We start from the raw sequence: 12,015 nt of genomic DNA, 5'->3' as shown, positions 1-12,015 counted from the left end.
CTCATGAACTATAATTGGGAACTTCCAGATTGGCCAAAATTTGCTTACTCAATTAAAGAAATTGCAAGTAAGTTGTACAATTTTGCACAAGAAACCGGAGAAGTTAATGTCTTATTAAAATCGCTGCCAGCCGATCTTAGACAAGAAACCCTTTTAGAAACAATTTTATCGGAAGCCATTAAAACTTCAGCAATAGAAGGAGAATTTTTGAGTAGAGAAGATGTAATGTCTTCTATCAAGAATAACTTAGGTATAAATAAGGTTGTAGAGGTAATTAAAGATAAAAGAGCATTAGGCATTGCCGATTTAATGATTGATGTAAGAAACACGTTCAATAAACCTTTAGATGAGCAAATTTTGTTTCATTGGCACCGGTTATTGCTTGGAGATAACAAGGTTGTGAATGTTGGTGCGTGGAGAATGAGCGATGAACCGATGAGAGTAGTCTCCGGCGGTTTAGACAAAGAAAAAATACATTTTGAAGCGCCACCATCCTACAACGTGCCAAAAGAAATGAAACTTTTTATTGAATGGTTCAATGACACAATGCCTAATGGGAAAAAAGAGATTGATGATCCGGTAGTTAGATCAGGCATTGCTCATTTATATTTTGAAAGTATCCATCCATTTGAGGATGGAAATGGACGAATAGGACGTGCTATTGCTGAGAAGGCGCTTTCGCAAACTTTGGGAAGACCAGTGATGCTTAGTTTATCTAAAATAATTGAACGGAATAAAAGGGCTTACTACGATGCATTGAAAACTGCCCAAGCGAGTGATGAAATTTCAAGTTGGTTGGCGTATTTTGTTGAAACGGCATTGATTGCTCAATTAGATGCTAAACAAATGATCGATTTTACACTTAGCAAAATTAAGATGTTCGACTTGTTTAAAGATAAATTTAACGAAAGACAGGTAAAGGTGCTACAAAAAATGTTCAGTTTTGGCCCTGATGGTTTCGAAGGAGGAATGACTGCAAAAAAATATATCTCATTAACTAAGTCATCTAAAGCTACAGCAACCAGAGATTTAAAAGAGTTAGAAAATTTAGGTGTGCTGGAATCTTTTGGGGCAGGAAGAAGCGTGCACTATAAAATAAATTTAACTTAAACCCATGATCCACATCAAAGCCGAAATAGAAAAGTTTGAACAAATGGCCGATAAAACGGGTTGGAGCTATGTTTTTATTCCAGCGATAATAGCCAATCAAATTAAAGCTGATTGTAAAGTTTCTTTTAGGGTAAGAGGAAAAATAGATGATGTGGAAATCGCAGGCGTCGCTACAGTTCCAATGGGTGAAGGTGATTTCATTATTGCGCTTCGAGCCGAACTTCGAAAAAAATTAAAAAAAGAGGCTGGGGCAAAAGTAGAATTGTGGCTGGAAGAAGATAAAAACTTTAAAATAGAAATACCCGAAGATTTGGAAATGTGCCTGGCCGATGTTGATGATTTATTAGAGCGATTTCTAAATCTTTCAAAATCACATCAAAACTATTTTATTAAATACATCAACGAAGCTAAAACCGAACCAACGAGAACGAAGCGCCTCACAATGACAGTTATGGCGATGGAGAAAGGGCAAGACTTTGGAGCAATGATCAGGGCAAGCCAAAAAAGAAGTCTTGAGTCCTAAGTCCATAGTCTCGAACCATAAGTCGGTCGATACTTTCAACCTGCAAGTTTTAACTTTCAGCAGTTAACTTTTCTCCCGACTGTAATTTCTAAACCAGCTGCTCACCTTCATTTGAATCACTCCTAGAAAAGCTTCTCTGAAAATACGGGTACTCATTTTTGATGTTCCCTCTGTTCTATCTGTAAAAATAATTGGAACTTCAACTACCTTAAATCCAAACTTAATGGCGGTAAATTTCATCTCAATTTGGAAAGCATAGCCTACAAAACGTATTTTTTCCAATGGGATAGTTTGTAGTACAATTCTACGATAACACTTAAAGCCTGCTGTCGCATCCTGAATGTTAATTCGAGTAATAAAACGAACGTACATTGATGCAAAATACGACATGAGAACTCTTCCCATTGGCCAATTTACAACATTAACCCCTCTAACATAACGAGATCCGATAGCAAGATCAGCACCATTCACACAAGCTTCGCGAAGCCTGAATAAGTCATCCGGGTTGTGAGAAAAATCAGCGTCCATTTCAAAAATGTACTCATAATCACGCTGCAAAGCCCAGTTAAAACCATAAATATATGCTGTACCCAAGCCTTGTTTGCCCGCCCGTTCCTCTATAAATAGTTTCCCGCCATATTCAACTTGCAGCGTTTTCACAATGTTTGCAGTGCCATCCGGAGATCCATCATCAACAATAAGCACATGAAAAGGTTGCGTTAATGAAAAAACCTTTCTAATGATCTTTTCAATGTTTTCCTTTTCATTATAGGTAGGGATGATTACTAAACTATCAGACACGTGTTGGTATAATTTTAGAATTACGATTGAGGAATTGTTGTATGGGGCGAAATTAGTTATTAAAAACCAAAAGCCCGAAATTTTCTTTCAGGCTCTTGATTGTGTTGTATTTGATGTATTATCTTACTTCTCCCATTAGCTTTTTAACCAATTGTGAAAATGCGATTAAGGCTATACCTGCAATAAGCGAGTAAAGTGCTAATGCTTTATACCCTTCGGTGTAAGCTACCAGCTTTGTCATTAACGAAGCATTATCAATGCTCGACATTTCTGCACCCAATTTGCCGGCAGCAAGCTGGCCAAATGCACTCGAGAGAAACCAAAGTCCCATCATCATACCAAACATTTTCTTTGGCGAAAGTTTCGTAATAATCGACATGCCAATTGGCCCCAAGCATAGCTCGCCCAAAGTAAGTAGGAGATAGGCCAGGGTGAAAATATTTAGGGAACTTATCCCTTGCTCATTGGAAAAAAATCTCGTTGCGTAAAAAACATAAAAGCTCAGCGCCAACAACAGAAAACCGATTCCAAATTTAACAACCGTATTGGGTTCAATTTTGCGTTTGTACATTCCAATCCATAACAAACCCACCAAAGGACTGAAAACAATTACGAAGAATGAGTTTACGCTGTTGTTCACCACATTGGGATCGATGTTGAAAAAAAGCAAACTGTGATCTAAATTGTCTTTAGCAAAAAGAGATAAGGAACCGCCACTTTGCTCGGATATTGCCATAAAAATGAAGTAGCAAAATATGAATACAAACGCAGCAATCAGTTTATATTGTGCCTTGATGTCTTTAACCATTGCGGTTTCGTAGATAAAATAGATTAAAGCTACAATGCCGATAGTGTACATAAAATAGTCAGTATAGGCAGTGTTTTTAACCATGATAAAGATCAATGGAATACAAAGCAAAGAGCCTATGTAAACGGATATTTCGTAAGCGGTTCTTTTAGATTTTTCTAGATTAAGCAATGGAGAATTTCCAATAGGACCTAAAAACTTTTTGGTAAAGATAAAGGTTCCCAAACCGAAAGCCATTACAACAGCTGCCGAAAGAAAACACAAATGCCAGGAAACATATTTACCTAAGTAAATGCACATAGCGCCACCTAAAAGGCCTCCAACATTTATCCCGGCATAAAAAAGACCATAACCTGCATCTCTTCGGTTGTCTTTTTCGTGGTAAAGTTCGCCAACCATCGATGAAATATTTGGCTTGAAAAAACCAGTTCCAATGATTGAAAGCGTAATCCCTACATAAAATAAATCCTGAGGAGAAAAAGCTAAAATCAGGTTTCCGATAATCATTAACGATCCGCCCCAAAAGAGCGACTTCCTAAAACCTAAAATCTTATCGGCAAAGATGCCGCCAATAAAGGTAAAGGCATAAACAAAAGCCTGAATTGCACCGTATTGGAGATTCGATTTTTGATCAGTTAATCCCAATTGATCAACCATGAAAAACGCCAGGACACCTCGCATCCCATAAAAACAGAAGCGTTCCCACATCTCTACTAATGATAAATACCAAAGTTGCTTCGGATATTTACCATCAAAATTCTGAATCGCTTCTAATGTTTCAATAGAAGGCGTTTTTTCTGTAGCGATTTGCATGCTATTTAACCCCGTGCATTAATTTTTTGATGATCGGCGTTAACAGCATAATGAAAATACCTAATCCTACTGGGATCAAAGTGAAAATCAAAAAGAATGTCGACATCGAATACTGCGCCGTAATTTTATCAATCATTCCACCCATGGTACCTGCAATTTTGTTTCCAATGGCTATGGCTAAATACCATATTCCGAACATGATCCCGATCATTCTTCCCGGAACCAATTTTGAAACATAAGATAAGCCAACAGGAGAAATAAAAAGTTCACCCATGGTATGGAAAAAGTAAGCTAGAATTAACCAGATCATACTTACGGAGGCAATTTTCGCACCTGGTGGAATTGAACTCGAACCATAAGCCAAAGCAGCAAAGCCGATACCCAATAAAATCATTCCGATACCGTTTTTTACAGTGGCGGTAGGGTTGAATTTGCTCTCCCAAAGTTTTGAAACAATAGGTGCACAGGAAATAATGAATAATGAATTTAATACACCAAACCAGGTTGCAGGAACTTCAGCTTTAACATCGCTATACTGGTTTTTCAGCATGTAAATTACCAATCCCCAAATGATAGCAAAACCGGCTGCAAGAATAATATTCCCCAACGCGAAATTTGCAAATGTTTTTCTGAATAAACTAAAAAGAACGTAAGTAATAATGACCAAAGGAACCACCGTAATCAATGTATTGGCAACATTGAAGATAATTTTGGCATTTCCTTCTAATAACCTTGCCGTGTAGTCTTTTGCGAAAATCGTCATCGAACCGCCGGCTTGCTCAAACGAAGCCCAAAAGAAGATAGTGATAAAAGCAAGTACGATTACCACAATCATTTTATCTCTCAGCTTAGGTGAGTATTGTGCAATCCTTTTAATCAAGATAAAAATAAACAAGGCCAGTGCGATGATAATAGCGAAGTTATCTCCCGTTAAACTGCCGATTTTAAAATTAAACACCGTTGAACCGGTAATTTTTGATACCGGATCATTTATAATCCAGATTAGCCCAATGATTGATATTAGCCCAATAAGTACGATATCGAATAGGGAGAAAGGATTTTTTTTTGCCTCTGCAGGGTCTTCATCTTCATCAATAACTACATTGTTTTTCTCAGGTTTAAGCCCAATTGAACCAAATATATTTTTAGTGAAATAGAATTGAAGCATACCTACAAACATGAAAATTCCGGCCAAACCGAAACCATAGCTCCAACCCCAATTTGGATTCTCGCCAATGTAACCGCATAATAACATTCCTAGAAATGCTCCTGAGTTAACACCCATGTAAAAAATAGTATATGCACCATCTTTTTTCTCTGGATGTTTTTTGTACATGTGTGATAAAATCGAAGTCATGTTTGGTTTAAAGAAACCGTTTCCAACCACCAAAAGGCATAATCCAAGGTACATGAAAATTGGATTGAACTCGAAGGCCATCGATAGGTGTCCCAGGGTCATTAAAAGCGCCCCCAAGATAACCGCCCAACGATAACCGATAAATCTATCGGCAATAAAGCCGCCCAAAATAGGAGTTAAATAAGCCAAAGAAGTATAAGAGCCATAAATTGCAAGCGCATGTTCTCTTGGCCAACCCCATCCTGGGTTATCGCCAAACATGGAAGAAGTAAGAAATAGAACAAGTAAAGCACGCATACCGTAGTACGAAAATCTCTCCCACATTTCCGTGAAGAAAAGCACGAATAACCCTGCCGGATGACCCAATACTTTGCTGCTAAAGAAATCGTCTTTGGTTTCAATGGATGTTTGCATAAAACATTTGTTGGTTTTAGTTTATGAATTCAGAATTTGTGTGTTGTTTAAGCCTGTTTGCAAGGCGCAATATAGGTAGCGATTGGCAAACTCACAAATTTTTACCGTATAGCAATAGTAATGATGTTGTTAAGCAGCGTTAAATTTTAAAACTTTCGTTCTGGTTTAACATTTTTCTTTGGATCGGCATATAACTCATCCATTGCATTTGGATCATTATTTAATTCTAAACCTTCCATCAGTTTTAGTTTTCCACCTATTATTTTAAAGCCATCAAACGTTCCGTCCGATCCATAAAATTCATATCTACCAGTCATCTGAGAATCGAAAGGCGCCAAATGATCAAATACAATCATACCTGCTTTTCGATCTGTTTTCAAAAGCATCGCATTTGATTTGGTGTATTCAAAAATGAATCTGTTTTTATCTTTTATGTTTTTTCCATCGAAAACTGGTGCGCCAAATGTTAACTTATCCTTACTAAAGGAAAGAATTTCGATTACCTTTTTAGTGGTCGTTTGATTGTTGCCTTTCCATCCCAACAAGATGTAATAGGGCAGCCGGCTACCACTGGTAACGGGTATAATCTCGTAATAACGGGCCCCAAACCATTTTTGGTTGTCAGTAATAATATTTGGATCATTCAGGTTTTCGGTTTGATCGATTAAAGGGAAAAGTTTCAGCGGACCATTGTTGCTATTCATTTGGATGGCTCCATAGTATCGGTAGGTACCATTTTCCAACAAAAGGTACCAACTAATTACTCTAAAAGCCTGATCTGGAGATTTAATGATGGAAACATTTTTTAATGAATCGAAAGAAAAACCAAATGAATGAGGTGTCTTCAGTGCATCAACTAACGTTTTAACAAACTTTCCATTCAATTCTAGCTTCTTTACATCAAAAGTTTCTGCGGTGGTAGCCTTCGATATCTTAACTAGTGTATCCTGGAAATTTTCAAGTGTCTTTGTGTTTTGCTGGGCACCAGCATAAAGCCCGGCAAACAGAAAAATTAATAAAAGATATATTTTTTTGATTTTCATTTACATTAAGAATGCCGGGCATAAAGCCCGGCAAATTTTAAATTCTTTCGATAACAATGGCACTTGCGCCACCACCGCCATTGCATATTCCGGCGACGCCAATTTTACCGTTATTCTGTTCCAATACAGAAAGTAAAGTAACCACAATGCGAGCACCAGAAGCACCAAGTGGATGCCCTAATGATACTGCTCCACCATTAATATTCACTTTATCGTTTGACAGTTCTAACAGTTGATTATTGGCAATTGATACCACAGAAAACGCTTCATTGATTTCAAAATAATCGACATCTTTAATGTCAATATTGGCTTTTTGTAAGGCCAGCGGAATCGCTTTTGATGGCGAAGTAGTAAACCATTCTGGCGCTTGTTGTGCATCTGCATAAGCTAAAATTTTCGCTAATGGTTTAATCCCCATTTCTTTGGCTTTATCTGCACTCATTAACACTAATGCTGCTGCACCATCATTTAAGGTTGATGCATTGGCTGCAGTAACCGTCCCATCTTTTTTAAATACAGGTTTTAAGCCTGGAATTTTTTCAAATTTTACGGCAGTTGGCTCATCGTCAGTATCAATAAGGGTTATTTCACCTTTTCTGTCTTTCACTTCAACTGAGGTAATTTCAACTGCAAATTTCCCTTCCGTTTGAGCGCTCTGAGCTCGTTTGTAAGATTCTATTGCAAACTTATCCTGATCTTCACGACTGATGTTGCATTCTGAAGCGCAAAGTTCAGCAGCAGAACCCATGTGGTAATCGTTGTAAACGTCCCACAATCCGTCTATAACCAAACCATCAGTAAGCTGCCCGTGGCCTAAGCGATAACCATTCCTTGCTTTATCTAAATAATAAGGAACATTGCTCATGCTTTCCATACCGCCTGCAACCATAATCTCATGATCACCGTTGGCAATGCTTTGTGCGGCCAACATAATCGCCTTGGTTCCCGATGCGCAAACTTTATTAATGGTAGTAGCAGGAAGATCTGGCAAACCCGCAAATTTTGCAGCCTGGGTTGCTGGGGCTTGTCCTAAATTTGCAGATAGCACGTTGCCCATATAAACTTCCTCTATATCTTCTGGTTTTAAACCAGCTTTCTCAACGGCAGCTTTAATAGCAAAGCCACCTAATTGTGTAGCAGAAAATTGATTTAATGAACCGCCAAAGCTTCCAATGGGTGTTCTAGTAGCTGATACAATTACAACTTCTTTCATGAATAAATATTTTTATGAATTTTTGGTTAGTCCGCTAAGTTATACATTTTTTAATATTGCAATAACGAATACACGGCCATTTTAGCATGAAGGAAATGTCAGCTCAGTCGCATTAAAATTAATAACGGTTGACACCATCTCAAATGATGATGCGTTGAGGTGTAAATGGTTTGTTTTTAGTCTTCCTTTGTTTTTCCCTTTTTTCGCAATTTAAGCGCCTGATTAAGTAAGAATTCAATCTGTCCGTTTGTACTTCTAAACTCATCAGCTGCCCAGATTTCTACTTCCTTTAACAAAGCAGGACTAATTCTCAAAACAAAAGCTTTTTTATCTTTCTCTGCCATCCTTAACTTATTGCTCGTATTTGATATCTTGTTTTCAAATTAATGAGGAATAATTCCATTTCTTCAATTTTATTAGAACTGAACAACAGCTTCTTCCCGTTTTTAAATTCTATCTGTAACCCCTTCGATTTATCATTTAAAAGGTAAGCCTTATCGTTTCGTTTAAACCAGAGTCTGTTTTTCACTCCATAACCACCATAATCGCCGAAGGCATCATATTTTGTGATGTAAACATTTTCTACACTATTCCAGTCGATAGGTGTTAATTTGATTTTGAAGGGAAAGTATTTATAAAAGATTCCTTCTTGATTTATTCTCAAGGTCAAAACGTTTTTTTGAATAATATAAACCACTAAAAAAGGAAGTAAAATCGCCCAAATGGGAGCGAAATATGCATTTTTTAAATCCTGGAAGTTCATTCCGCCCTTATCGAACAGCACAATAGAACCTACCATTATGGCATCCACGCCGATTAAAATATAAAGCCACCACAGGTTTAACTGTTGTTTTTCTTCAAATTCCATGGCATTAATTGTATAGTGTGCCGGTGTTTACTACGGGCTGTACATGGCGATCTCCACATAAAACAACTAATAAATTACTCACCATCGCAGCTTTTCTCTCTTCATCTAAATCAACAATTCCTTTTTGTGATAATTTTGCCAAGGCCATTTCTACCATGCCTACGGCACCTTCAACAATTAGCTTCCGGGCAGCAATGACGGCAGTTGCTTGCTGACGTTGCAACATGGCACTGGCAATTTCTGGTGCATAAGCCAAATGTGATATCCTTGCTTCCAAAACTTCAATGCCTGCTCTTGATAGCCTATCGTTTAGTTCGTTTTCGAGCAACTCACTAACTTTATCAGCACCGTCTTTTAAAGTGATGCTATCTTCTTCACCTTCAGAATGATCATAAGGAAAAATATTGGCGAGGTGTCTTACAGCAGCTTCACTTTGAATATTAACGTACTGCATGTAGTTTTCTACCGAAAAAACAGCTTTTGCAGTTTCATTTACCTTCCATACCACAACGGCAGCAATTTCTATCGGGTTTCCCAGCTTATCGTTTACCTTAAGCTGCTGACCGTTTAAGTTATTGGCTTTTAATGATAGCCTTCTTTTAGCAGTTAATGGGTTAACCCAAAAAAATCCATCGGCCTTAACGGTGCCAATATATTTACCAAATAAGGTTAATACCATAGATTGATTCGGATTGATAATTAAGAAACCTGGAAAGATTAGGAAAATATCTAGCGCCAGTAGTAAACCTCCCCATAGAAAGCTTTCAGTTACGAAACAAAAAATAGCAGCACCAATAAGCGCTAAAAATAATACAAAGGTTAAATAACCTGATGGAGGACTGATAATTTTTTCTTGATACATAATTGATATTAATTTGATATCATAAAGTAAATTATAAAAGATGGTAATTGCAAACAAATTCAGTAAAATGTATATTAGATAAAAATGTTAATTTTGAAAGCACAATAATCCTATCGTTTTGGCCAAAATCAAGAAAAATTCACACAAAATCCTTTACCGTAAATATTCATCAAACTTGAAGTATGTGATGATGATTTTTACAGTTTTCATCATTACGCTTTTTCTTCCTAAACAGCCGCGTTTTAGATATGAATTCGAAAAGAACACTGTATGGAAAAATAAAGATCTGATTTCGCCATTTAGTTTCGCCATATTAAAAACCAATCCACAGGTTAGTAATGATAAAAAAAATGCCCTAAAAAATATTCTGCCTGTTTACCAATTTGATAAAGCAATTTCCGATAACGCTTTAGAAGAATTTTCGAACGACTTTGATATTAAATGGAAATCAACGCAACTTGATGAAAAAGATCGTTTTCAGTTTAAAACTGAAGCTTACAACCTTTTAAAAAGCATCTATCAAAAAGGAGTTATCGGCTTAAATGTGAAACATCAAGGTGGCGCAAAAAATTACGATTTTTCTTTAATGGAAAATAACGTGTCAAAAACTCGAAATACTCAAGACGTTTTTACTGCAGAAAGTGCACTCTTGTTTTTCAAGGCTAATTTCAAGGCCACGAGTCAAGTAATGGTTGATCTGGTAGCAAACCTTGCAATGGATCACATAGCTCCCAATATCGTTTTTGATGAAAGGCTAACTCAGGTTATTCAAGATAATACGATTAGCAATATCTCTACTACCAAAGGCATGGTGCAAAAGGGCGAGTTAATTGTATCTAAAAATGATGTGATTGATGAAGAAATTTATCAAAAACTCGAATCTTACAAAACTACTTACGATGCGCAAACGAAAACCATAGGTAGTAGCGTGTTAGTTTATTTTGGTCAGGTAGTTCTCGTAAGTTTCATTCTAGCCATTCTGATGTCCTTTCTGTTTCTTTTCAGGAAAGATATTTTTGCTGATAATCGCCAGCTATCCTTAATACTTATTGTAACTACAGGAATGCTTTTGGCACTTACTTGGGCCATTAAGATGGAAATTCCAAGTTTATATTATATTCCATTCTGTGTCGTTCCTATCATAATAAGGATTCTTTTTGATACACGTCTGGCACTTTACCTGCACATGTTAGTGATTCTAATTGCTGGTTTTTTTGTAGCCAACAGCTTTGAATTTGTGTTTTATCAGGTAACTGCTGGTATGGTTGCCATTTTTAGTATTAAAAACTTCGTAAAACGTGAGCGGTTTTTAGTTTCCGCCATGTTTATACTTTTTTCATACTTCGTTGCTTTTGTGGGTATTGCTTTATTAAGAGAAGGTAGTTTCAGGGAAATTGAATGGATCAATTTTATTCCTTTTGTTTTCAGTGTTTTACTTTCCCTTTTGGCTTACCCCTTAATTTACCTTTTTGAGCGTATTTTTGGTATTACTTCTGATGTTGCCCTAATAGAACTTACAAACACAAATAACAAATTGCTTCGCGAGCTTGCTTTCAAAGCACCTGGAACGTTCCAACACTCGTTACAAGTTGCTAATCTTGCAGAAGCGGCAATCTTCAAAATTGGAGGAAACTCTGTTTTGGTTAGGGCAGGAGCACTTTATCATGACATCGGTAAAGTTGATAATCCACAATATTTTATAGAAAACCAAAATACAGCTATAAGTCCACACGATAAGCTGCCTTACGAGCAAAGTGCACAGATTATTATTCAACACGTTCATAAAGGAATTGAAATTCTCAGGAAAAATCAAATCCCTGAAGCTATTATAGATTTTATTAGAACGCATCATGGAAATACCCGGGTGGATTATTTTTATCAGTCTTTTTTAAAAAACACACCAGAAAAATTCGTTGATGAGAATATTTTTAGATACCCTGGACCAATCCCTTTTAGCAAAGAACAAGGCGTTCTAATGTTAGCAGATTCGGTAGAAGCAGCGTCTAGAAGTCTGAAAAATCCCGATGCTCAGAACATAAATGATATTGTTGAACGGATTATTAACTATAAATTGGAGCAAAATCAGTTAGATAATTGCGATTTAACATTAAAAGATATTGAAACTATCAAATTGATTTTCAAGACGATGCTAATGAGTATCTATCATGTGCGAATAGATTATCAACAAGTTTTGTAATTTTTT

11 protein-coding genes are annotated in these 12,015 nt (G+C 36.8%); 3 read left to right on the top strand and 8 right to left on the bottom strand.

The genetic code is table 11. The annotated features are described in order from the left end of the window. Positions 1-3 precede the first annotated feature (3 nt). Together ACZZZK_RS02310 and ACZZZK_RS02305 are read left to right on the top strand one after the other, a co-directional pair. Positions 4-1,110, top strand: a complete 1,107-nt coding sequence (locus ACZZZK_RS02310) for a Fic family protein (protein WP_463482671.1) — start codon at positions 4-6, stop codon at positions 1,108-1,110. 4 nt (positions 1,111-1,114) lie between these two features. Continuing rightward, complete coding sequence (locus ACZZZK_RS02305) at positions 1,115-1,633, top strand: YdeI/OmpD-associated family protein (protein ID WP_463482670.1); 519 nt, start codon at positions 1,115-1,117, stop codon at positions 1,631-1,633. A 63-nt stretch (positions 1,634-1,696) separates the two neighbouring features. On the opposite strand, the gene ACZZZK_RS02300 is transcribed toward ACZZZK_RS02305, so the two are convergent. The 8 genes from ACZZZK_RS02300 to ACZZZK_RS02265 form a co-directional block, all read right to left on the bottom strand. After that, a complete protein-coding gene (locus ACZZZK_RS02300; protein ID WP_463482669.1) occupies positions 1,697-2,434 on the bottom strand; it encodes a polyprenol monophosphomannose synthase in 738 nt (245 codons plus the stop codon). A gap of 118 nt (positions 2,435-2,552) precedes the next feature. Then, entirely contained in the window at positions 2,553-4,055 is a 1,503-nt protein-coding gene (locus ACZZZK_RS02295; RefSeq protein WP_463482668.1) for a peptide MFS transporter, read from the bottom strand. A 1-nt stretch (position 4,056) separates the two neighbouring features. Continuing rightward, positions 4,057-5,826, bottom strand: a complete 1,770-nt coding sequence (locus ACZZZK_RS02290; protein WP_265799281.1) for a peptide MFS transporter — start codon at positions 5,824-5,826, stop codon at positions 4,057-4,059. Between the two features lie 146 nt (positions 5,827-5,972). Next, positions 5,973-6,869, bottom strand: a complete 897-nt coding sequence (locus ACZZZK_RS02285) for a hypothetical protein (protein ID WP_463482667.1) — start codon at positions 6,867-6,869, stop codon at positions 5,973-5,975. Between the two features lie 37 nt (positions 6,870-6,906). Beyond that, positions 6,907-8,082, bottom strand: a complete 1,176-nt coding sequence (locus ACZZZK_RS02280) for an acetyl-CoA C-acyltransferase (RefSeq protein WP_463482666.1) — start codon at positions 8,080-8,082, stop codon at positions 6,907-6,909. A 176-nt stretch (positions 8,083-8,258) separates the two neighbouring features. Next, the gene (locus tag ACZZZK_RS02275; RefSeq protein ID WP_463482665.1) at positions 8,259-8,426 is read right to left on the bottom strand and encodes a type II toxin-antitoxin system antitoxin; all 168 of its coding nucleotides are present in this window, start codon (positions 8,424-8,426) and stop codon (positions 8,259-8,261) included. Positions 8,427-8,428: 2 nt separating this feature from the next. Continuing rightward, positions 8,429-8,950 (bottom strand): hypothetical protein, encoded by a 522-nt coding sequence (locus ACZZZK_RS02270; RefSeq protein WP_463482664.1) that lies wholly within the window; start codon positions 8,948-8,950, stop codon positions 8,429-8,431. 4 nt (positions 8,951-8,954) lie between these two features. Beyond that, positions 8,955-9,812 (bottom strand): SPFH domain-containing protein, encoded by an 858-nt coding sequence (locus ACZZZK_RS02265; RefSeq protein WP_056849385.1) that lies wholly within the window; start codon positions 9,810-9,812, stop codon positions 8,955-8,957. A gap of 190 nt (positions 9,813-10,002) precedes the next feature. Here ACZZZK_RS02265 and ACZZZK_RS02260 point away from each other — a divergent pair, with 190 nt between their 5' ends. Further along, positions 10,003-12,009, top strand: a complete 2,007-nt coding sequence (locus tag ACZZZK_RS02260; protein ID WP_463486269.1) for an HD family phosphohydrolase — start codon at positions 10,003-10,005, stop codon at positions 12,007-12,009. Positions 12,010-12,015: the final 6 nt, after the last annotated feature.

Source organism: Pedobacter sp. AC163 (assembly GCF_979258665.1).
The sequence above is the reverse complement of the archived record's forward strand: the minus strand, read 5'-3'. Positions and strand labels throughout refer to the sequence as shown.

Excerpts from the sequence above, each read along its gene's own strand:
- ACZZZK_RS02275 (WP_463482665.1), bottom strand. The coding sequence starts at position 8,426 with ATGGCAGAGAAAGATAAAAAAGCTTTTGTTTTGAGAATTAGTCCTGCT.
- ACZZZK_RS02270 (WP_463482664.1), bottom strand. The coding sequence starts at position 8,950 with ATGGAATTTGAAGAAAAACAACAGTTAAACCTGTGGTGGCTTTATATT.
- ACZZZK_RS02260 (WP_463486269.1), top strand. The coding sequence starts at position 10,003 with ATGATTTTTACAGTTTTCATCATTACGCTTTTTCTTCCTAAACAGCCG.
- ACZZZK_RS02285 (WP_463482667.1), bottom strand. The coding sequence starts at position 6,869 with ATGAAAATCAAAAAAATATATCTTTTATTAATTTTTCTGTTTGCCGGG.
- ACZZZK_RS02290 (WP_265799281.1), bottom strand. The coding sequence starts at position 5,826 with ATGCAAACATCCATTGAAACCAAAGACGATTTCTTTAGCAGCAAAGTA.
- ACZZZK_RS02310 (WP_463482671.1), top strand. The coding sequence starts at position 4 with ATGAACTATAATTGGGAACTTCCAGATTGGCCAAAATTTGCTTACTCA.
- ACZZZK_RS02305 (WP_463482670.1), top strand. The coding sequence starts at position 1,115 with ATGATCCACATCAAAGCCGAAATAGAAAAGTTTGAACAAATGGCCGAT.
- ACZZZK_RS02295 (WP_463482668.1), bottom strand. The coding sequence starts at position 4,055 with ATGCAAATCGCTACAGAAAAAACGCCTTCTATTGAAACATTAGAAGCG.
- ACZZZK_RS02265 (WP_056849385.1), bottom strand. The coding sequence starts at position 9,812 with ATGTATCAAGAAAAAATTATCAGTCCTCCATCAGGTTATTTAACCTTT.
- ACZZZK_RS02280 (WP_463482666.1), bottom strand. The coding sequence starts at position 8,082 with ATGAAAGAAGTTGTAATTGTATCAGCTACTAGAACACCCATTGGAAGC.